Origin of the sequence: Peribacillus sp. NPDC097225, from assembly GCF_044761955.1 — a bacterium.
In the GTDB taxonomy this organism is placed as follows: Bacteria; Bacillota; Bacilli; order Bacillales; family DSM-1321; genus Peribacillus.
This window is the reverse complement of sequence record NZ_JBIWDJ010000002.1, coordinates 788231-810428: the sequence shown is the minus strand read 5'-3', so window position 1 is coordinate 810428 and position 22198 is coordinate 788231. Positions and strand designations below refer to the sequence as shown.

Here is a 22198-nt window from a genome sequence, read left to right as displayed (position 1 = left end):
CTTTAGAATATCTATTTAATGTAGTTTTGATGACAAAGGACGGGATATTATGATGGCATCGGTTAAAGAAATGGATACATATGCGAAGGTATGGATGAGGGAAGCGGGGGTCAAGCTTCGGGCGTCCTTTGAAACCAAGCTGAATATCGAGGAAAAAACGAATCCTAATGATTTGGTAACGAATATGGATAAGGCAATAGAAAAATTCTTTGTTGAACATATAAATGAAACATTTCCTGACCATCGTATTTTTGGAGAAGAGGGTATGGGGAATCAGATAAAGGATTTAAAGGGGACGGTGTGGATTATTGATCCCATCGATGGTACATTGAACTTTATCCACCAACAGCGGAATTTTGCCATTTCTCTCGGTGTATACCAGGATGGCATCGGGAAAATCGGCATGGTCTATGATGTTGTGCATGATGAATTATACCATGCTGTTAAAGGGCAGGGAGCTTTTATGAATGAACAAAGGCTTGCCCCGTTAGAGGAAGGTTCTGTCAGTACATCCATTCTATCGATGAATGCGAGTTGGGTAACGGAAAACCGCCGAATCGATCCAAACCTCCTTGCCCCGCTTGTCCGTGATGTCAGGGGAACACGATCATACGGATCAGCTGCACTGGAACTTGCTTTCGTAGCTGCTGGACGCCTGGATGCTTATATAACGATGCGCCTTATGCCATGGGACTTTGCTGGAGGGGCGTTACTTATTGAAGAGGTTGGTGGGGAAGTGACCAACATTAAAGGGGAGGAATTGAACTTCCTATCAGGAGATTCTCTTTTTGTTTCTAAACCTGGTCTACATAAGGAAGTATTCGAACGATACTTGTCGGATAATTCAAGAAAGTAGTGAACGATATGCAGGAAAAACCTTTAATGGAAAATAAATTTTCGGAGTATAAAGTTATAAATAAAAAAACTCGCTATCAGCAGCGAGTTTTTTTATTTATAACTTTCCTGCTTCACGCAGTTTTTTCTTTTGAGAGAAGCCATACCCCATTATTCCGCATAGCACAACGATTGCAGCTACTATTCCGAGTATGCTCTTTATCGCGATAAAGATGCCAATGGAGCCAATACTTGCTGTAGCCAGTATCGCTAAAATTAAGAAATTCCATTTAATATTCATTAAAATCACCCCTAATAATTCTATTGTACATAATTTCGTTATTTGTTTCTACCATGTTTGTGATATAATATGTAAGTTAATACTAGTGATACGTTAAACACCAAATTTTTTTAGGAGTGAATTTTTTGAAATTAAGAGAAAATATTCGTAATATAGCCATCATTGCCCACGTCGATCATGGTAAAACAACTTTAGTGGATCAGTTGCTTAAGCAATCTGGTACTTTCCGTGAAAACGAACACGTTGAAGAACGTGCGATGGATTCTAATGCTATTGAAAAAGAACGCGGAATTACGATTCTTGCGAAAAATACAGCAGTTCAATATCAAGACACAAGAATTAATATCTTGGATACACCTGGTCATGCTGACTTTGGTGGTGAAGTAGAACGGATCATGAAAATGGTCGATGGCGTTTTACTTGTTGTCGATGCTTATGAAGGTTGTATGCCTCAAACACGTTTCGTGTTGAAAAAAGCTTTGGAACAAAAAATCACGCCTATCGTTGTCGTGAATAAAATTGATAAAGACTCTGCTCGTCCAGATGAAGTTGTCGACGAAGTTATCGACTTGTTCATCGAACTTGGCGCTGAAGAAGAACAATTAGACTTCCCAGTAGTCTTCACTTCAGGTATTGCTGGAACAGCAAGCTTGGATTCAGATCCTACTAAACAAGAAAAAGACATGACTCCATTATTCGAAACAATTATCGAAACGATTCCTGCTCCAGTCGATAACTCAGAAGAACCACTGCAATTCCAAGTGGCTTTACTTGATTACAACGACTATGTAGGACGTATCGGTGTTGGTCGTGTATTCCGCGGAAAAATGCACGTGGGACAACAAGTTTCATTGATGAAGCTTGATGGATCAGTTAAGCAATTCCGTGTAACGAAAATCTTTGGTTATATCGGCTTGAAAAAAGTTGAAATCCAGGAAGCTGTTGCTGGTGACCTAATCGCCGTTTCCGGTATGGAAGATATCAACGTCGGTGAAACGGTTTGCCCAGTAGAGCATCCTGATGCGCTTCCAATCCTACGTATCGATGAGCCAACATTACAAATGACTTTCCTTGTAAACAACAGCCCATTCGCAGGACGTGAAGGTAAATTCGTAACGGCTCGTAAAATCGAAGAGCGTTTGAAAAGCCAATTGCAAACAGATGTAAGCTTAAGAGTAGAAAATACTGATTCTCCGGACGTATGGATTGTTTCTGGTCGTGGAGAGCTTCACCTTTCTATCCTGATTGAAAACATGAGACGTGAAGGCTATGAGCTTCAAGTTTCGAAACCGGAAGTTATCGTTCGTCTTATTGATGGCGTACGTTGCGAGCCAGTTGAACGTGTTCAAATCGATGTTCCAGAAGAGCATACTGGTGCTATCATGGAATCCATGGGTGCACGTAAAGGCGAATTGTTAGACATGGTCAATAGCGGAAGCGGTCAAGTTCGTTTACTATTCACGATTCCAGCCCGTGGACTTATCGGTTATTCTACTGAGTTCTTAACAATCACTCGTGGTTACGGTATCATGAACCATTCATTTGACAGCTACCAACCAATGGCACAAGGCCAAGTTGGCGGAAGACGTCAAGGTGTATTAGTATCTATGGAATCAGGAAAAACAACACAATACGGTACTATGCAAGTAGAAGACCGTGGTGTCATTTTTGTTGAACCAGGTACTGACATTTATGAAGGTATGATTGTCGGCGAACATAATCGTGATGCAGATTTAACAGTTAATATCGTTAAAGCAAAACAAATGACAAACATGCGTTCAGCAAATAAGGATCAAACTTCTTCAATGAAGAAACCAAGAATCATGTCTCTTGAAGAAGCACTTGAGTATTTGAACGATGATGAGTATTGTGAAGTAACTCCTGAATCAATCCGTCTTCGTAAGAAAATTCTTGATAAAAACGAACGTGAAAGAGCAGCTAAAAGAAAAAAAGTGGCTGTTGAAGAAAAATAATTAGCTAGAGGAGGAGTAAAGATTGGATATCCAAGAGCGATTATCATTTTTTGCAGCGTTGTACAGAGTGGATGAGAACCCTGAAGCGGGAATGTGGTATTTGTATTTAACAATCTTTGGATTATGCATCCTTGTCTATCAGCTAGGTTTCGCCAAAAAGCTACCTTTGCTCAAAAATGTGATTATCTATGCGGTAATGGCACTTGGATGTACCCTTCTTTCTTTCTTCGCTGTGTTTCTCCCAATGGGGGAAGCGTTAGTCATAGCATCTCTTGTCCTTGGAATTTATAAGATTCGTCTTCATAATTCGAAAAAAGAAGAACAGGCTTGAGTGAGCTATGAAATCATTACAAGATGCTTTATACAATTGGCTGACGATAAGAGTTGTTTGTGATGAAATGCCCGATGATACAGCCGCACGAGAAACAGAAATGTTTTTTATGCAGATGCTTCAGAACGACCACCAGGTGAGGATTGATTCCGTTACAAAAACAGAACCTTTTTATTTTGTTGAATATAAAGTAGGAGACGAAATGAAAAAGCAACGTTTCCCGATTGAATTAATTGATATCATGTTGGATCAGATACAACTTGAGCCAGATAAGTATAAAAATATCGAGTAATACAAAAATGACCGTGCGGTTTTCCGCACGGTCATTTTTGTATGGACAATGGAAGGAACAGAGAATAAATAAAATGTGCAAGTGCCCACAATAAGAATGTGAACAAGTCAAAAGAAGGAATAACCATGGTTTTAGAAAGGAAAGCCAATGGAAAATAAAGCAGGATGGCAGGAATGATGAATAAATTAGCAAAGGCAAATCGCTTCACAATCTTTCTTTTTTGAATAATATAGGCATAGCCATAAGTAAGGAAGATTGATATAAATAAATGAAAAGAAAATAGCCATGCTTCATTCCAAGGGATTTCCCCAAAAATAGGAATGAAATCCACGTTCAATAAAAGCTGATACACTTTTATTCCTGAGGACACTTCAATCCATTTCGTTATAAAGCCAAGTAATAATCCATTGAACAGACCAATCAGGAGTATCCGATTGAACGATTTACCATTCATCTTCTTTTTTTATCGTGCGGTAGAGATGAAAATTGCCTGTGGCAATCCGTTCATTCGTACGTTCTTCAATGCGTTGTTTACATATATCGCACATGTAGGTATGTATAGGACGGTTACGTAGCTTCTTAGCTTCTGGACTATCATCTGGTATGTCTTCGATTTGATCGCATATTACGCATTTTACCTTCATAATTATTGAACCTCACTTCGATTTCAGTATGTGTTTAAGTATACCAATAATTTCATGCCAAAACGAGGATAAAGTACAAGTCTCCCGTGTGGGATTTGCAATTGTACATAAGAAAAAACCCGAAGAAGATTCCACGGGGTGAAAAGGTTAATCTTTATGATGATTGGACTGTTCGTTTTGTTCTTTTTCTAATTGTTTTCTGTCATCTTGATTATGGGGCGAGTTCCCTTGATCATCCGTAACCTTTGCAGGGGTAGGTGTCAAGGTGTCACCAGGTACCTCAGGTATGACTCTGCTTGTGATATCTGCCAACTCATTTAATATCCCCCTTACTGGTTCGCCATTTTTAATGTCTGCTGCAACTTCTTTGATTCGTGCATTTAAATCTGGATCGGCTACGACAATCGCATAGGCACCATGAGGATCATTCTTTAATGTCTCTCCAACCGAGTATTTAACGGTTCCGACTTGTGAGCGTTCGATGTCCGCGTCGATATCAATCCCCACCAGGGCGTATTTCCCAATTACAACTGCGGTGGCATCATTCACTTCAGGTACTGATTGAGCCAGATTCGTTAGCCTTTTGGATGTTTCTTGTCCGGTCCTGCGATCGCTTTCCTGAATGGTCGAGTTATGAACTTGGGTTAAGCCGTTTTTAGCCTGGTCTTTTGAATCGTCACTTGCATGATCCGTCGAACAACCTGACATCAGTAAGAGTGCAGCCAATGAAAAAATTTGTTTGCGCAAGAGTTCCGTCTCCTTTTTACTCGTAGAATTCATTGATCATATTGTGTATTTGGCATCTTTATATCAAGGAAGATTTCTTTATAGTCTGTAATTGTTCTTCTATCTTTATACAAAGGAACATATATTTTATCAACAGTCTCGTCCGCTACATAACTGCTAAGAGCAGTCATTGTTAGGTATATCCGATAAAGAGCAGGCAGGAGGCGTCATATTGGACAAAATCTATGTTTTAGATACGAATGTCCTGTTGCAGGATCCGTATTCTATTTATTCATTCGGGGTTAATGAAATCGTCATTCCAGCAGTTGTATTAGAAGAATTGGATTCTAAGAAAAGGTATATGGATGAAATCGGAAGGAATGCAAGGCAGGTTTCGAAATTAATTGATCATTTTCGGGAAAAAGGGAAACTACACCAGAGTATCCCGCTTCATAATGGAGGAAGTTTACGAATAGAACTTAATCATCGTTCTTTTCATGAACTACAGGAAATTTTTGTCGAGAAAACAAATGATAATCGAATATTGGCGGTTGCTAAAAATTTGTCATTGGAAGAAGAGACGAAGGAAGAGGGGAAGACGGTCATCCTCGTTAGCAAAGATACACTAGTGCGTGTAAAGGCAGATGCTATCGGACTTGAGGCAGAAGACTTTTTAAATGACCGTGTCGTTGAATTGGACCATGTCTATGGTGGATATAAAGAGATATTTGTTTCAATTGACAACCTAAATAAATTTTATGAAAAAAGTTATTTAGAACTTGAAGAGTTGTCAGAAGATCAATACTATCCCAATCAATTTCTCCTCATGAAGGATACATTAGGAAGCTCAGCCTCGGCGATTGGGATCATCAATGAAAACTGTAAGACTGTTAAGAAGTTGATGTATGAAGGGGAACATATATGGGGAATTAAGCCTAGGAATGTTCAACAAACGATGGCTTTGGATTTGTTGCTTCGTTCAGATGTACAGCTTGTGACACTAATTGGTAAGGCGGGCACTGGGAAAACGTTACTTGCTTTGGCAACAGGCTTGTTGCAAACAGAGGATTTAGCCCATTATAAGAAGCTTCTTGTCGCAAGGCCAATTGTACCGGTCGGTAAAGATATTGGTTATCTGCCTGGAGAAAAGGAAGAAAAATTGAAGCCGTGGATGCAGCCTATATTCGATAATCTGCAATACTTGTTCAATACCAAGAAACCAGGAGAATTGGATGCCATTCTAGCAGGGATGAGTTCGATTGAAGTAGAAGCCCTGACGTATATCAGGGGAAGGAGCATACCGGATCAATTCATCATCATTGATGAAGCACAGAATCTGACGAAACATGAGGTAAAGACTATCTTAACAAGGGTAGGGGAACGAAGCAAAATCGTGTTGATGGGAGATCCAGAACAAATTGATCATCCATATTTAGATGAATATAATAATGGCTTGACGTATGTAGTCGAAAAATTCAAGACGGAACGGATTGCTGGGCATGTCAAGCTGATAAAAGGGGAAAGATCTACATTGGCACAGCTTGCTGCAACGCTTTTATAAATAAAAAAATGGCACGGGGAAAATCCCCTGCCATTTTCTAGAGTATTGCTATTGGCGAGCTTATTTGACTGTAAAAGACGTGACATACTTGATTGGATTATTGATATTACTTCCATCACCAAAATAAATTTCCATGGGACCACCTTCAGACACTTTAAGTGGTTGTCCATCCTTTGAAAACCCGATGAAAAATTTCATGGCATCTTCTAGCGGAAACGCCAATTCTTTGCCTTCTGAAGTAACGATAACTTCGGTTGCATCATCAGCGGGTTCGGCATTTTTTAAAAAAGGTTCAAACAGAATGCCAAAAGAACCTTCAAGCAATCGTTGTTTCTCAAATTTCCGTTCTGTTTTTATTGTAGGGGGTAGAACCGCTCCCTCTTGAATTTCTTTTTGCCAATGTCTAGAAGCTTTCTTAGTATAATCTTCTAGTTCATTGATCTGTACTCTTTCTTCACTGAAATATGTATCAATCTCAATTTTACGGTCATCGAAGATCCATACTCCAGGGTCTATTGTAAGAGGATATTTCACATTTCCGTTAATAAACACGATGGATTCCAAATATCTCATTCCTTCCTTTGCTCACATACATGTACAATTATAATCAATTACAGGAGAATTGTCACATTATCGAGCATGCATCGGCACAATTCTTCCAGGTTTCGTTATTCATTTAGTTTGTCAATATCCTTGCTTTTTAAGACAACTAAAGGTAGAATTTAAAGATAAGATTTAATCGCTCTGAGCGGGGGGATTTAACATGGCATCTGAAATGCTTGTCAATCATCGAGAAAAAGCTTTTGCTTTATTAAAGGCAGATGCTGACAAGATTCTAAAATTGATAAAAGTTCAAATGGAGAATCTCACTATGCCTCAATGTCCTTTATATGAAGAGGTACTGGATACTCAAATGTTTGGTCTATCACGGGAAATTGATTTTGCTGTACGATTAGACCTAATAGAGGAATTGGAAGGCAAATCTCTTTTAGAGACACTCGAAAGGGAATTGTCAGTATTACATGAAGCATCATTAAAAAAATAATATATAGCACATACTAACTCAAACAAATCTCGATGATTGTTTGAGTTTTTTATTTGTATACATAATCAAATGAATAGGTTATACTTATTTTAAAAGTGTTATACTAATAGGACGGAACATTCTTTGTTTAGTCCTTTTTATGTTTTTATATTAGTAATGATGTATCAAATTCATTCACAACATTTAATATTATACAAAACTTGAATACGGTTGCTGATCCAATGGCACTAAGACAAAAAGTGGATTGAAAAATACTTTTAAATATAAACGAAAGAATTTTTTATTTTTTTATTGTATTCAGTTTATTTTAGTATTATGGTTATATTAATTACTTATTAAAGTGAAAAGTACGAAAAGTTGGTATATCATAATAATAGTAATTATTTAAAAATTTTGCTTTATTCTTTTTCATTATTCACTTAATGAAATGGACGTTTAAGTTATCTCTATTAATGGAGAATGAAAAGTTGTGATATCTCTCACACTTTTTTTCTATATATTTATAAAAATACATATTGATTAGGGTGGTAGCAATGGTTAAACGTATAGAAAAGGTACTTGCGGCAAATCGCGGGGAAATTGCGATTCGAATTTTTCGGGCATGTACGGAATTAGACATTTGTACAGTTGCAATCTATTCCAAGGAAGATTACGGATCCTATCACCGCTATAAGGCTGATGAAGCATATCTGGTTGGTGAAGGTAAAAAGCCAATCGATGCATATTTGGATATTGAAGGGATTATTTCAATTGCCAAAATGAGTGGAGTTGACGCTATTCATCCTGGTTATGGCTTCCTTTCAGAAAATATAGATTTTGCTAAACGTTGCGAAGAAGAGGGAATTATCTTCATCGGACCTGAATCAAGGCATTTAGATATGTTTGGGGACAAGGTAAAAGCTAGAACACAAGCTGAACTGGCTGGTATTCCGGTCATTCCAGGCAGTGATGGACCAGTAACAAGCGTGGAAGAAGTAAAAGAATTCGGTAAGAAGTATGGCTTCCCCATTATTATAAAAGCCTCACTTGGTGGAGGCGGACGCGGCATGCGTATTGTCGAAAAACTTGAAGAAACCGAAGAAGCATACAATCGCTGTAAATCTGAAGCGAAAGCAGCCTTTGGGAATGATGAAGTATACGTAGAGAGATACATTAAAAATCCAAAGCATATCGAAGTTCAAATCTTGGCAGATTCTCATGGTAATACCGTTCATTTATATGAACGTGACTGCTCGGTGCAAAGACGTCATCAAAAAGTCGTTGAAGTTGCTCCTTCAGTTTCGCTTCCGGAGAGCCTTAGAGAAGAGATTTGCGAGGCTGCCGTCAAATTGGCCAAAAATATCGACTATGTCAATGCTGGGACAGTGGAGTTCCTTGTGGCAAATGGTGAATTTTATTTCATTGAAGTCAATCCAAGGGTTCAGGTAGAGCATACCATTACCGAAATGATTACAGGAATCGATATTGTCCAATCGCAAATCATGATTGCCGAAGGCCATGAACTACATGGTAAAAAGATCGCCATTCCAGAACAAGCGGGCATTAAAACAAATGGGTATGCAATCCAATCAAGGGTAACAACCGAAGATCCGTTGAATAATTTTATGCCTGACACTGGAAAAATGATGGTTTACCGTTCGGGTGGAGGATTTGGCGTACGTCTGGATGCAGGTAATGGATTCCAAGGTGCAGTGATTACCCCATATTATGATTCCTTGCTAGTCAAGCTTTCAACACATGCACTATCATTTGAGCAGGCTGCTTCCAAAATGGTGCGTAACCTGAAGGAATTTAGGATTCGAGGAATTAAAACAAACATCCCATTCCTTGAGAATGTTGTCAAACATAAGAATTTCATTACGGGCGAGTACGATACTTCATTTATCGATTCAACGCCTGAATTGTTTAACTTCCCAGTCAGAAAAGACCGTGGAACAAAAATGCTTTCATATATCGGCAATGTAACGGTGAATGGTTTTCCAGGTGTGGAAACGAAGAAAAAACCGGTCTTTGACCCAGCACCGATTCCGGATGTCAAGAATCTGCCGCTTACTCCAGGTACGAAGAATATTCTAGACGAACGAGGAGCAGAAGGCCTGGTTAACTGGATTAAGGAACAGAAAGAAGTATTAATTACGGATACGACTTTCCGTGATGCACATCAATCATTATTGGCTACAAGAATTAGATCAAAGGATATACTGGACATTGCAGAGCCTACAGCAAAATTACTTCCAAACCTATTTTCCATGGAAATGTGGGGCGGGGCAACGTTTGATGTAGCCTATCGCTTCTTGAAAGAAGATCCATGGGAGCGTTTGTTAAGTTTCAGGAAAAAAGCGCCTAATGTCCTGTTACAAATGCTTTTAAGAGCTTCCAATGCAGTGGGTTATAAAAACTATCCCGACAATGTCATACAGGAATTCGTTGAGAAATCAGCGGCGGCGGGTATTGATGTCTTCCGGATCTTCGACAGCTTAAACTGGGTAAAAGGGATGGAAGTGGCTATTGATGCTGTCCGCCAATCTGGTAAAATTGCCGAAGCGGCCATTTGTTACACAGGTGATTTGAATGATTCATCGCGCAGCAAATATAATATAGAATACTATAAAAACATGGCGAAGGAATTGGAGCATGCAGGTGCTCATATTCTAGCTATCAAAGATATGGCAGGTCTTTTGAAACCGGATGCGGCTTACCGTCTTGTATCGGAATTGAAGGAAACGACTTCTCTACCTATTCATTTGCATTCGCATGATACGAGCGGAAATGGTATCTTTACGTACTCAAAAGCCATTGAAGCAGGAGTGGATATTGTGGATACGGCGATTGGCTCGCTTGCAGGCTTAACTTCGCAGCCAAGTATTCAAACCCTTCATTATGCACTGGAGGGATCGGGTAGACAGCCTAAACTTGAAGTGGATTCACTTGAACGTCTAGGAGAGTATTGGGGAGAGGTACGGAAGTTCTATAAAGACTTCGAAAGTGGCATGAATGCACCCCACACGGAAGTTTATAAGCATGAAATGCCAGGTGGACAGTATAGTAATCTACAACAGCAGGCTAAAGCAGTAGGTCTTGGAGATCGTTGGCATGAAGTGAAGGAAATGTATCGACGCGTCAATGTCATGTTCGGAGATATCGTTAAAGTGACACCATCTTCAAAAGTTGTAGGCGACATGGCCTTATTCATGGTACAAAATAGCCTTTCGGAAGAGGATGTTCTTACAAAGGGTCAAGCCATTGATTTTCCTGATTCCGTTATTGAATTATTCGAGGGGTACTTGGGACAACCAACAGGAGGTTTTCCAAAGGAACTTCAGGAAGTTATCCTGAAAGGGAAAAAACCGATTACAGTTAGACCAGGTGAACTACTGGAAGCTGTAGATTTTGATGCATTAAGAGAAGAGTTGTTCCGAGAAGTGGGACGTCCTGTCACAGACTTCGATGTGCTTGCATATGCCCTATATCCTAAAGTATTCTTGGATTATAATAAAACGAAAGAGTTATTCGGCGATGTATCCAACCTAGACACAGCCACTTTCTTATATGGCATGAGATTAGGAGAAGAAATCGAAGTCGAAATAGAAAAGGGGAAAACCCTTATCGTTAAATTAGTGTCAATTGGACAGCCATTGCCTGATGGCACACGGGTTGTGTATTTTGAATTGAATGGTCAATCTCGTGAAGTCATCATCAAGGATGAGAATATTAAATCGTCCGTGCAAACCAAAATCAAGGCTGACACCAAAAATAAAGAACATATTGGGGCTACGATGCCTGGTACGGTCATCCGCGTTGTCGTCGAAAAAGGCGATCAAGTCAAGCAGGGTGATCACCTGATCATTACAGAAGCCATGAAAATGGAAACAACTGTACAAGCACCTTTCTCTGGTACAATTAAAGACATTTATGTTAAAGACGGAGAAGCCATCAGTACAGGTGATCTATTGATTGAAATAACTAAGTAACTCTAAGAGAGTCAGAGACTAGCTTTGAAAGAGGGCGCACGGATGGGATAACATCTGGAGTGCCCTCTTTCAGGCTATCCTTTTAACAGGTATACAAAAAGCCATCATTTTGAATGATGGCTTTTTGTATACCTGCTATTGTTTGAAAAGTCAGACGTCATCTGGCAGGAATGGTCGGTGATACAATTCCCTCATCTCGTTCATTAATAGAAGAAACTTGATTCTCCTTTTCAATAAGTAATGCGTTTTTCTTGCTTCTTGTAGTGAGAAGAAGCAAATAGCTCATCACCCCGAAAAAACAGGCTATAAATAAAGCATGTGCCAATGCAATATATAGATTTTGTTTAGAAAAGATAATGAAAGCTCCGGCGGTTACTTGTAAAAAGACTAAAATGAATGCTGCATTCCAACCACCATATATGACCCGTTGATGTTTATAGTGTTTATGTGCCAAAAAGGTAGCGTAGGAAACCCATAAGAAAATCATCCCTGCTATCGCCCTATGACCCATTTGTATCCATTCATAGGTGTTAGTAGGTAGGAAGGTTCCATTCCCACATAGAGGCCAATCTTTACATATAAGACTAGATTCAGTATGTCTTACGAGAGCACCGGTATATACGACCAGTAAACAAAAAATCAAAATGCCGGTAATGTGAAATCCCATTCTTTTGTCAACAATCAGTTTATCAGCCTCAAACTTCTTGTCCACTTCGAAAATCAATAGGGTTAATAAAAATACGGAAGCAAAGGATATAAGGGAAATACCAAAGTGGAGAGCCAAAACAAAATCAGATTGAGACCAAAGAACTGCAGCAGCTCCTATTAATCCTTGAAGAACTAGGAAGCCGAATGAAAGAATCGATAGAAAGCGGGCTTCGCGAATATGACCTATTTTTCGCCAAGACATAACTGATAAAAGCAGCACCATGAATCCGCCTACACCTGAGACAACCCGATGGGAGAGTTCAATAACCAATGCGAACGTAATTTTTTCGGGGATTAATTGACCATTACATAATGGCCATGATCTACCACAGCCCATGCCGGAATCGGTCTTTGTGACTAAGGCTCCCCCTATTAAGATAAAGAGCATTACAATCGTAGTTAAAACAGCAAACCATTTAAGTGACGATTTCACCAGTAGTCCCACCTTTTTCTTGGAGTCATATTAGTTAGTTTTATTAAATCCATACCATATTATCATATCATAATGTAATTGATAAATATTTGTAGAACCTCCTCGATATTACACAAAATAGTATGATTTTACAAGTTCGAAAAAAAGTGCATCCCTAAATGCTACCATCAATATGGATTGAAACTCAGAAGGGAATTTGATAAAAATTGAAGAAGTGGGGATGGTAAAAAAGAGTGAAATGGGGGAATATGTAGGATATTTCCAAAATGATCGCCACATGGCGATTTAAGTGAAATTCATGATGTTTACAGTATTTTCATCGAAAAATAACTCGACACAATTTGGTCAAAAATTATTCGAAAAAATTTCACAAAAGCTTCCAAAAATGTGTTTTAATATATTGAAGAAATGATTTTACTAATTTTTACTGTTATGGATGAACACTATATAGTATAGTTGCTTTGAATGGTTTCTTAAATTGTCAATGATATAGGCAAAAAGTAAATTATTTACTTTTTGTTTGCGCTTCCTTGGTTACAAATATAGAAAAGTATGAAATAATGATTTATAGTTATGTACTAAGTGTGCTACCTTTTACTTTTGCATGTTTTTGAGTGATTCAAAGGAGGAAAACAAATGTCAGAAACAAGGGGTATGTCAGAAGCTGTCTTGAAGGACAGTAAAGCCACCCTTCAATCGGATATACCAAAAACTACAGCCTGGAAAGACTTTCTGGCACTTATTAAAGTGGGGATTGTCAATTCAAATATAATCACGGCTTTTACTGGGGTGTGGTTAGCGATTCACTTTGCAGGACTTAGCTTTTTTAGTAATCTTGATGTGGTGTTCTATACTCTTGCAGGCTCGGCTCTTATCATGGCTGGATCTTGCAGTTTTAATAATTACTATGATCGGGATATCGATCATTTGATGGAACGAACAAAAAACCGTCCTACTGTAACTGGAAAAGCACAACCTTCCAGGGTGTTGTTCCTAAGTTTTGGCTTGATTATTACAGGACTTATTTTACTTGCCTTGACTAATATGACGACGCTATTGATTGGGGCGTTTGGCGTATTCGCCTATGTGGTTCTTTATACGATGATTTTCAAAAGAAGATTTGTTTCGAATACCATAATAGGCAGTATCTCGGGAGCGGTCCCACCCCTGATTGGATGGGCAGCGATCGATCCAAACCTTGATGCGATTGCGTGGGTTTTATTCGCTATCATGTTCCTTTGGCAGCCCCCACATTTTTACGCCCTTGCAATGAGGCGGGTTGAGGAATATCGGGCAGCTGGGGTTCCAATGCTTCCTGTTGTAAAAGGCTTTAAAAGGGCAAAAAAATCAATTATAGTATGGATCATTGCTTTAATGTTCATTCCATTCTTTTTAACTCCCTTAGGCACTCCATTAGTTGTCTTGGCCGCACTATTAAGTACCGGCTGGCTTATTTTGGGATTGAAGGGGTATAAAAAGAAAGATGATATTAAGTGGGCAACTTCCATGTTTGTATATTCGCTTAATTATATGACTATATTATTTGTAGCGATGGTTATCGTTACACTTATTTAAACTTAGTATATATCATAGGGTTGTAGCCCGTTTGTTAATGGGCTGCACCTTACTTGATAATAAATTGGACACTGACCGCTATACATATTATTCAGAAAAACATCATGAGATTCCATCCTTAGAGCGGTTTGATTCACTAGAGTAATCCTTAGTTTAGGGATTCTTTCTTTTAAAGAAATTGACATAGAGAGAATATTCGCAATAGCGCCCATTTTGAATTTTGTGAGAAAATTTTGATGAAAGAGGGGTTTCTGAAGCTATGAAAAAAAGGCTGCACAAATGGCGCCTAATTGCTTTGCTGGGTATAGTAGGACTTGTCCTTTCGGGCTGCGGTGAACCATTCCTATCCACGCTGAAGCCAGCTGGCGATGTTGCGCAAACACAGTTTGATTTACTGGTATTGAGCACATTAATCATGGTACTGGTGATTATTGTAGTAATCATTTTATTCGTTGTAGTTTTATTCCGCTTCCGCCGAAAGAAAGGCGACGAGACAATACCGAAACAAATTGAAGGAAGTCACAAACTCGAAATTATTTGGACTGTTATTCCTATCCTTCTTTTGATTGTTCTGGCTGTTCCGACTGTCGTTACCACTTTTGACTTAGCTGACACTAGTGCAATGGATAAGAAAGATAAAGATGGAAAAACGAAGGATGCTTTGGTGGTCAACGTTAGGGCAAACCTTTATTGGTGGGAATTTGAATATCCAGACCTAGGTGTAATTACCAGTCAGGATTTGGTCGTTCCGACTGATCAGAAAGTTTATTTCAATTTGACAGCTTCAGATGTTAAACATTCATTTTGGATTCCGGCTGCCGGAGGGAAAATGGATACGAACACTGATGGAGTCAATTCATTTTTCTTAGAATTCGATAGCGAAAAGGCAGAAAATTCTAACGATTTATTCTATGGGAAATGTGCTGAGCTTTGCGGGCCATCCCATGCATTGATGGATTTTAAGGTCGTTACGAAATCAAAAGCTGACTTCGAAGCTTGGACTAAAGATATGAAGACTGCAAAAGCAACTGTGGCAAAAGGGGATGTTGCTAAGCAAGGGGAAGAGGTCTTCAATAAAAGCTGTATCGGATGTCATGCGGTTACCCCAAATGACAGTAGACCTGAAGCAGCCCGTCAAGCTCCAAACCTGGCTACATTCGGCGAACGTGAACGAGTGGCGGGAGTATTGGATCACACGGAAGAAAACGTGAAAAAATGGATCAAAAATCCTGAAAAGTATAAACCGGGTAACACAATGACCGGTACTTACGGCGAGCTTTCTGATTCAGAAATTAATGCACTGACAGCTTACCTTTTAGAGCTCAAGGTGGAAGAAAAATAGAACATTGATTAAGGAGGTTAAATCGTGAGTACGCACGCTAATAAAAAAGGTTTTGGCGCTACGATTTGGGATTACCTAACAACGGTAGACCATAAGAAAATCGCCATTTTATATCTAATTGCAGGCGGATTATTCTTTGTGATCGGCGGTTTGGAAGCAATGTTCATCCGTATCCAGCTGGCAATCCCGAATAATGATTTTGTAAGTGCCGGGTTTTATAACGAAATATTGACCATGCACGGCACGACGATGATTTTCCTGGCGGCCATGCCGTTGGTATTTGCGGTAATGAATGCAGTTGTGCCGCTACAAATTGGGGCACGTGATGTTGCGTTCCCATTTTTAAACTCATTAGGTTTCTGGTTGTTTTTCTTCGGGGGTATCTTTTTAAATCTTTCATGGTTTTTAGGTGGAGCCCCTGATGCAGGCTGGACATCTTATGCATCTTTATCCCTTCACTCTGAAGGGCATGGTATTGATTTTTATGTACTGGGACTACAGATTTCCGGTTTGGGAACCTTAATTGCAGGGATTAACTTCCTTGTGACCATAATCAATATGCGTACGCCAGGAATGACCTATATGCGTATGCCACTATTTACATGGTCAACATTTGTTGTTTCTGCATTAATATTATTTGCCTTCCCACCACTTACTGTCGGGCTAGTATTAATGATGTTTGACAGGATGTTCGGAGCCAACTTCTTCGATGTCGCAGCCGGGGGTAATACGATTATTTGGGAGCATTTATTCTGGATATTCGGTCACCCGGAAGTGTATATCTTGATCTTGCCTGCTTTCGGTATATTCTCTGAAATCTTTGCAACTTTTTCGAGAAAAAGATTATTCGGTTATTCATCCATGGTGTTTGCAACCGTCTTAATTGGTTTCTTAGGTTTCATGGTATGGGCACATCATATGTTCACCACTGGTTTAGGACCTATTGCAAATGCAATCTTTGCCGTTGCCACTATGGCAATTGCGGTACCTACCGGTATTAAGATTTTCAACTGGATCTTCACGATGTGGGGCGGAAGTGTGAAATTCACGGTTCCAATGCTTTATGCCGTCGCCTTTATCCCTTCCTTCACAATGGGTGGCGTGACAGGTATCATGAATGCAGCTGCACCAGCTGATTACCAGTTTCATGATAGTTATTTCGTCGTTGCCCATTTCCACTATGTAATCGTCGGTGGGGTTGTATTGGGTTTATTGGCGGGGATTACGTTCTATTGGCCGAAAATGTTTGGAACGATGTTAAATGAAGGCTTAGGGAAAATCACTTTTTGGACTTTCTTGATTGGTTTCCATTTAACATTCTTTATTCAACATTTCCTTGGTCTAATGGGGATGCCACGTCGTGTATTCACATTCTTGGATAACCAAGGACTTAATACAGGAAATATGATTAGTACAGTAGGGGCTTTCCTAATGGCATTTGCTGTCATCGTTTTAGTCATAAATGTTATCATTACGTCTGTTAAAAACGTCAAGGTCGGCAATGATCCTTGGGGAGATGGCCGTACTCTTGAATGGGCCATCCCATCACCGCCGCCATTCTACAATTTCAAGCAACTTCCGCTTGTCCGCGGGTTAGATCCATATTGGGTCGAGAAAATGGAAGGTAAAAAGGAAATGACGCCAGCAGAGCCACTTGGTGATATTCATATGCCTAATAATTCTATCCTTCCTGTAGTAATTTCATTCGGTTTATTTGTAGCCGCATTTGGTGCTTTATATAATATGGATGATAAAAATTGGACCTTGCCTGTAATCATAATCGGGCTTTTGATTACATTTGGTTCCATGTTCATACGTTCTGTCAAAGACGACCATGGATATCATATTCATAAAGAAGACCTTATGGACGATGATGATAAGGAGGTTAAGGCATAATGCAAGCAGATGAAAAATTCACGGATGCTACTTGGCCTGCTTCTCCTGAGAAAGCGACTTTAGAAGGTAAAAATAAATATTTAGGATTCTGGTTGTTTCTTGGTGGAGAGACGGTATTATTCGCTTCACTTTTTGCTACGTATCTTGCATTAAAGGATAAAGTTCCTAATGAAAATGCAGCACTGGCAAAAGATCTATTCGAATTACCTCTTACGTTTGTTGCGACCATGCTTTTGCTGACTAGTTCATTAACAAGCGTGTACGCAATGTATCACATGAAAAATAATCATTTTAAACAAATGCAAGCTTGGATCGTTATCACTGTGGCATTAGGTTTTGGTTTCCTCGGTCTTGAGATTTATGAATTTAACCACTATGTTCATGAATTTAAGCATACTTTTACTAGTAGTGCATTCGGTTCGGCGTTCTATACGTTAGTCGGATTTCATGGAGGACACGTTGCCTTCGGTTTAATGTGGTTCATATCCCTGATGCTCCGAAATGCGAAAAGGGGATTGAATTTATATAATGCCCCTAAATTTTATGTGGCAAGTCTTTACTGGCATTTCATTGACGTTGTTTGGGTATTTATCTTTACAGTCGTATATTTAATGGGAATGGTGGGATAACTGATGGCGAATGAACAGTCAAATTCAGCAAACCCGAATGTCGATTTAAAATATCGTCGTAAGAAAAATGCTGAAGAGATGAAGCATCAAGTAATTACTTTTAGTCTTATGATTTTCTTAACTTTAGTGGCATTTGCCGCTGTAGGAATAGAAGGTTTTTCACATTGGTTCATTAAGCCAGTCATTTTATTGCTGGCAGTTATACAAGTCATTTTCCAGCTTTATTATTTTATGCATATGAAGCATAAAGGTCATGGCACTATTACATTGTTTCTCTTTTCCGGCCTTGCAGTCGGATTGATTACAGTGCTAGCTTTTATCACGATTGTCTGGATATGATAGATAGGGACCGGCTATTTTTAAAATAGCCGGTTTTCTTATAATTATCGCCCAGTAAAATCCAGGTTTATCTATATTTGTTACTGTGGTTTATTTTAGGTATAATAGAAGGATAGTAATGGAAAAAAGTTTACGAACGAGGTGATTTTATGTCTATTGATATTTTTGGCTTTCGTGCTTTATGGAGTCCATTTTACTTTGCCGCCCTCGTACTTATTACCATTGGCTATTTTTTGATGGTGACAAAGTACAGGAATAGATTTGAGGATAGTTCACCGGTTCCCTTGAAACAGGTAGTCTATTTCTTAATGGCCATGATTCTTCTTTATGTGGTCAAGGGGTCGCCTATCGATTTGCTCAGTCATATCATGTTCAGTGCACATATGTTTCAAATGGCACTGCTTTACTTGGTGATACCTCCCTTATTTATCATTGCGATACCCACATGGGTGTGGAGATCTTTAATAGATATAAGGGGAATGAAGTCGCTGTTTCGCTTCTTCACGAAGCCTCTCTTTGCACTTATGCTATTTAATGTTCTTTTTTCGCTGTATCATATCCCATTGGTATTCGATTTCATCAAAACTGGCATGTTGGTCCATGCAGGCTATACGGTGATTTTATTTGTGGCAGCTGTTTTGATGTGGTTTCCTTTGGTTAATCAGCTTCCTGAATATGAAAGCCTTTCGGGGGTTAAAAAAGTAGCATATATTTTTGGTAGTGGCATTTTAATGACCCCTGCGTGTGCATTGATCATTTTTGCCGATTATCCAATGTATGATACGTTCACTAATGCTGAATCTTGGGCTAGTGCCATGGAACTGTGCGTGCCTGCATCGGCATTGTCAGGCCTGACGCTCAGTGGTCCAGAAATGTTTAATGGGCTGCCTTTGCTTGAAGACCAACAGCTAGGTGGAGTATTGATGAAGGTCATTCAAGAAATCGTTTTAGGATATGTTCTAGGTGTCATTTTCTTTGCTTGGTTCAAGAAGGAGAATGGCGGTGAAAGCGAAATTGACCCTATTCCTACAGATTTCCAGACTGTAGAATGATCATTTCGTGAAAGACTTGTCTACTGAGTGGACAAGTCTTTCATTTGCCTTGTTAGGGGTTTCCGGTAGTCTTACTTCAAAATATAGGCTAAACATGAAACCCAAGGAAAGGCTAGTTATTTGACTTGGTTTTTTGATAAAAGTGAGCATTGTGTTAAGTTTGCTTGCTTTTATTGAATTTTATGAATACCTCTTATAGAATAATAGATGATTAATAAATATAGAGAGGACTACATCTTATGTCTTTACCGATTCTTCCAACAATTAGCACAGCTTTCATTGTATTAAGTTCAATCACGGTTGCAATAGGCTGGTACCAAATTAAACAGCGCAGAACAGAGACACATAAAAAGACCATGATAGTGGCCGCGATTTTTGCGATAATTTTCTTCACTATCTACCTTTCTCGTACGATTTTCGTTGGTAATACATCTTTCGGAGGACCGGATGATATTAAAATTTATTACACGATCTTTTTGATTTTCCATATCACACTTGCGACTACCGGGGCAGTACTTGGAATCATTATGCTGACAACAGGTTTAAAAGGTAAGTATGCGATTCATAGAAAAATCGGTCCTACGACTAGCATTATTTGGTTTTTCACTGGAATCACTGGTTTGGCCGTTTATCTTTTACTATATGTCATTTATCACGGTGGAGAGACAACATCACTGATTAAAGCGATTCTTGGATCATAAAACTAAAAAAGGCCTGATGTGTAAAAACATCAGGCCTTTTTGATACAAGAAAAGAGGGATGTTCAGAGATTCCTCTCTTCTGTTTGTTCAGTTTCCAGTCACTTTTACAGTCCATTAAATTGTGTAAGTTCCTCTTTAACCTGAGCCAGGATTTTTTCACACTGTTTCACTAATGAAGGGGGGAAGAACTCTCCTTCTCCATATTCAATGCCATGTGGATAATAGTGTTTTCCTAAAAGTGGAACCATTAGTTTCATTGTGGCCCTATGAGCCCCCACATCACCTTCGACGGCATAGCCTAGTATACGCAGATAAAAAGTGCCTTCTCTCAATTCGAATTTACGGTCATAACTTACTCTCTCATAGTCCCATTGTTCGGCACGTATTAAACCGTATTCCGGCATTAGGTCATCTAATCGGTTTAAGTCGGCTGTGATGTTCTCAATTCCAAAGCTTTCAAATTTCACGAGTAGTACCTCCTATTTTTGCATTTGGGAATTAAAATGACATACAAGGAAAATATTATGTAGTGAAAGTAACGAAAATTCCCCAAGCATATTTATAATATACCATTTTATCCTATATTTTATAATAGTATGAAATGATGGAAGTTGCAATGAACTCGACATTGTATTTTTATGATTCACAAAAGTTCCATTTTTGCAAAATTAAAAAATGATGTAATCTATCGTTAAATAGAAAATTATGATGGAACAATGTTATAATCAGGAAAGAAAGCTAGTATTAGATACATAAGCATAGAGAGAGGGTGTGTCCTCTGCGCAGGTTCGGAAAGGTGATGCTGTTAAGTATTGTTTTTTTCATAATCGGCATTTATACGAATATCGGTCTGGAGGAAAAGCTGAATCCTCTCATAGATGGAAACAAAGATGTTAATCCTAACGATACGATAAATGAAAAGAATCCGCATATGGAGAAAGATGAAGTAATGGCTAAAGAAGGATTAGCGATTACAATTGGGAAGAATATAAAAGAGGTCAAAAAGGAATTCGGTGAACCGGATCGAATTGATATGTCCGCATATGGATATGATTGGTGGATATATAATAAAGATTATAATGACTATTTTCAATTGGCCATGGAAAATGGGAAAGTCGTTTCTGCATACGGAATTGGGGACAATGTGAATATTTCCCCTTTTAAAATCGGCCAATCCATTGATGCTATCTATTCTAGCTTATATATAGAACCAACGGTTGATATAGAGGCTGGCGATAGCGTCTACCGTTTCGAATTGTCTGAAGAGGATATGAATATGAGACCATTGATAGAACTTGGGGATATTCATGTTCAGTTGTATTTAGATAAGTTTTCTGGAACCGTTTCGAGTGTCCGGTTTTTGGATGATTCCACTCTTTTAAAACAGCAGCCATATGAGCTGACCTATCATGGTTCGCTAGTGCCTGTTAAGGATCTTTCCGAAGAGGAATGGACTAATGTGAGAGTAGGGAATGAACGGCAAATATTTGATATTGCGAATATCATGCGTAGTAGGTTTGATTTGAAGCCATTAAATTGGAATGATTCAATTGCAAAGATTGCTTACCTTAATAGCCAAGAGATGAAAGGCACTCAGGAAGAAACACAAGTCTCTGAAACCAAAGGGGATTTAGCTGACCGATTAAAAGCGGGGAATATCCAGTATAGTGCGGCAGGCGAAAATATTGCAGCAAATTATGTGGATGCAGCGGCTGTTATGGAAGGCTGGCTGAATAGCGAGGGTCATCGGGAAACGATGTTGAGTGAAGAGTTTACCGATTTAGGTGTAGGGGTTTATAAAAAGTATTACACACAGAACTTTATTGCGAAGAAATAAACGGATCC

Annotated in this window: 22 protein-coding genes; 15 read left to right on the top strand and 7 right to left on the bottom strand. The window is 39.0% G+C overall.

Annotated elements, in window-relative coordinates; translation table 11 throughout:
• Nucleotides 1–52 precede the first annotated feature (52 nt).
• Complete coding sequence (locus ACIQXH_RS09790) at nt 53–856, top strand: inositol monophosphatase family protein (protein ID WP_402868095.1); 804 nt, start codon at nt 53–55, stop codon at nt 854–856.
• Between the two features lie 96 nt (nt 857–952).
• Here ACIQXH_RS09790 and ACIQXH_RS09785 read toward each other — a convergent pair whose 3' ends face one another.
• On the bottom strand, nt 953–1135 hold the full coding sequence (locus ACIQXH_RS09785) for a YlaF family protein (RefSeq protein WP_402868097.1): 183 nt from the start codon (nt 1133–1135) through the stop codon (nt 953–955).
• A gap of 125 nt (nt 1136–1260) precedes the next feature.
• Here ACIQXH_RS09785 and typA point away from each other — a divergent pair, with 125 nt between their 5' ends.
• Genes typA through ACIQXH_RS09770 form a run of 3 tightly spaced genes read left to right on the top strand, consistent with a single transcriptional unit; the run spans nt 1261 to nt 3731 of the window.
• Complete coding sequence (typA, locus tag ACIQXH_RS09780) at nt 1261–3108, top strand: translational GTPase TypA (RefSeq protein ID WP_402868099.1); 1848 nt, start codon at nt 1261–1263, stop codon at nt 3106–3108.
• Nucleotides 3109–3130: 22 nt separating this feature from the next.
• Nucleotides 3131–3439, top strand: coding sequence for a YlaH-like family protein (locus ACIQXH_RS09775; RefSeq protein ID WP_402868100.1), 309 nt, complete (start codon nt 3131–3133; stop codon nt 3437–3439).
• Nucleotides 3440–3446: 7 nt separating this feature from the next.
• A complete protein-coding gene (locus ACIQXH_RS09770; RefSeq protein WP_403080051.1) occupies nt 3447–3731 on the top strand; it encodes a hypothetical protein in 285 nt (94 codons plus the stop codon).
• Nucleotides 3732–3762: 31 nt separating this feature from the next.
• Here ACIQXH_RS09770 and ACIQXH_RS09765 read toward each other — a convergent pair whose 3' ends face one another.
• From ACIQXH_RS09765 to ACIQXH_RS09755, 3 genes are all read right to left on the bottom strand, one after another.
• The gene (locus tag ACIQXH_RS09765) at nt 3763–4185 is read right to left on the bottom strand and encodes a hypothetical protein (protein WP_402868103.1); all 423 of its coding nucleotides are present in this window, start codon (nt 4183–4185) and stop codon (nt 3763–3765) included.
• A complete protein-coding gene (locus ACIQXH_RS09760) occupies nt 4175–4375 on the bottom strand; it encodes a YlaI family protein (protein ID WP_402868104.1) in 201 nt (66 codons plus the stop codon). The genes ACIQXH_RS09765 and ACIQXH_RS09760 overlap by 11 nt, the downstream gene beginning before the upstream one ends.
• 147 nt (nt 4376–4522) lie before the next feature.
• Nucleotides 4523–5122, bottom strand: coding sequence for a YhcN/YlaJ family sporulation lipoprotein (locus ACIQXH_RS09755; protein WP_402868105.1), 600 nt, complete (start codon nt 5120–5122; stop codon nt 4523–4525).
• Between the two features lie 211 nt (nt 5123–5333).
• Between ACIQXH_RS09755 and ACIQXH_RS09750 the strand changes: the two genes are divergently transcribed.
• A complete protein-coding gene (locus ACIQXH_RS09750) occupies nt 5334–6662 on the top strand; it encodes a PhoH family protein (RefSeq protein ID WP_402868106.1) in 1329 nt (442 codons plus the stop codon).
• A 60-nt stretch (nt 6663–6722) separates the two neighbouring features.
• Here the strand turns inward: ACIQXH_RS09750 and ACIQXH_RS09745 are convergent, their stop codons facing one another.
• Nucleotides 6723–7226 carry a molybdopterin-binding protein gene (locus ACIQXH_RS09745; RefSeq protein WP_402868563.1) on the bottom strand — a complete coding sequence of 168 codons (504 nt, stop codon included), beginning with the start codon at nt 7224–7226 and terminating at the stop codon, nt 6723–6725.
• A 199-nt stretch (nt 7227–7425) separates the two neighbouring features.
• Between ACIQXH_RS09745 and ACIQXH_RS09740 the strand changes: the two genes are divergently transcribed.
• Nucleotides 7426–7707, top strand: a complete 282-nt coding sequence (locus tag ACIQXH_RS09740; RefSeq protein ID WP_402868108.1) for an Fpa/YlaN family protein — start codon at nt 7426–7428, stop codon at nt 7705–7707.
• 533 nt (nt 7708–8240) lie between these two features.
• Entirely contained in the window at nt 8241–11678 is a 3438-nt protein-coding gene (pyc, locus tag ACIQXH_RS09735; RefSeq protein WP_402868110.1) for a pyruvate carboxylase, read from the top strand.
• A 157-nt stretch (nt 11679–11835) separates the two neighbouring features.
• Here pyc and ACIQXH_RS09730 read toward each other — a convergent pair whose 3' ends face one another.
• Complete coding sequence (locus ACIQXH_RS09730; RefSeq protein ID WP_402868112.1) at nt 11836–12819, bottom strand: COX15/CtaA family protein; 984 nt, start codon at nt 12817–12819, stop codon at nt 11836–11838.
• A 636-nt stretch (nt 12820–13455) separates the two neighbouring features.
• On the opposite strand from ACIQXH_RS09730, the gene cyoE reads away from it, so the two are divergent.
• The 7 genes from cyoE (at nt 13456) to ACIQXH_RS09695 (ending at nt 20353) form a co-directional block, all read left to right on the top strand.
• On the top strand, nt 13456–14394 hold the full coding sequence (gene cyoE, locus ACIQXH_RS09725) for a heme o synthase (protein WP_403080050.1): 939 nt from the start codon (nt 13456–13458) through the stop codon (nt 14392–14394).
• 259 nt (nt 14395–14653) lie between these two features.
• Nucleotides 14654–15736 (top strand): cytochrome c oxidase subunit II, encoded by a 1083-nt coding sequence (gene coxB, locus ACIQXH_RS09720; RefSeq protein ID WP_403080048.1) that lies wholly within the window; start codon nt 14654–14656, stop codon nt 15734–15736.
• Between the two features lie 24 nt (nt 15737–15760).
• Nucleotides 15761–17632, top strand: coding sequence for a cytochrome c oxidase subunit I (ctaD, locus tag ACIQXH_RS09715; protein WP_402868116.1), 1872 nt, complete (start codon nt 15761–15763; stop codon nt 17630–17632).
• A complete protein-coding gene (locus ACIQXH_RS09710; protein WP_402868118.1) occupies nt 17632–18261 on the top strand; it encodes a cytochrome (ubi)quinol oxidase subunit III in 630 nt (209 codons plus the stop codon). Before ctaD ends, ACIQXH_RS09710 begins: the two co-directional genes overlap by 1 nt.
• A gap of 3 nt (nt 18262–18264) precedes the next feature.
• Complete coding sequence (gene ctaF / locus ACIQXH_RS09705; protein ID WP_402868119.1) at nt 18265–18600, top strand: cytochrome c oxidase subunit IVB; 336 nt, start codon at nt 18265–18267, stop codon at nt 18598–18600.
• 149 nt (nt 18601–18749) lie between these two features.
• A complete protein-coding gene (gene ctaG, locus ACIQXH_RS09700; RefSeq protein WP_402868121.1) occupies nt 18750–19652 on the top strand; it encodes a cytochrome c oxidase assembly factor CtaG in 903 nt (300 codons plus the stop codon).
• 239 nt (nt 19653–19891) lie between these two features.
• Nucleotides 19892–20353: a DUF420 domain-containing protein gene (locus tag ACIQXH_RS09695; RefSeq protein WP_402868122.1), complete on the top strand. Its 462-nt coding sequence runs from the start codon at nt 19892–19894 to the stop codon at nt 20351–20353.
• 104 nt (nt 20354–20457) lie between these two features.
• Here the strand turns inward: ACIQXH_RS09695 and ACIQXH_RS09690 are convergent, their stop codons facing one another.
• Complete coding sequence (locus tag ACIQXH_RS09690; RefSeq protein ID WP_402868123.1) at nt 20458–20820, bottom strand: YugN family protein; 363 nt, start codon at nt 20818–20820, stop codon at nt 20458–20460.
• Between the two features lie 332 nt (nt 20821–21152).
• On the opposite strand from ACIQXH_RS09690, the gene ACIQXH_RS09685 reads away from it, so the two are divergent.
• Nucleotides 21153–22190 carry a CAP domain-containing protein gene (locus tag ACIQXH_RS09685; RefSeq protein ID WP_402868125.1) on the top strand — a complete coding sequence of 346 codons (1038 nt, stop codon included), beginning with the start codon at nt 21153–21155 and terminating at the stop codon, nt 22188–22190.
• Nucleotides 22191–22198 lie beyond the last annotated feature (8 nt).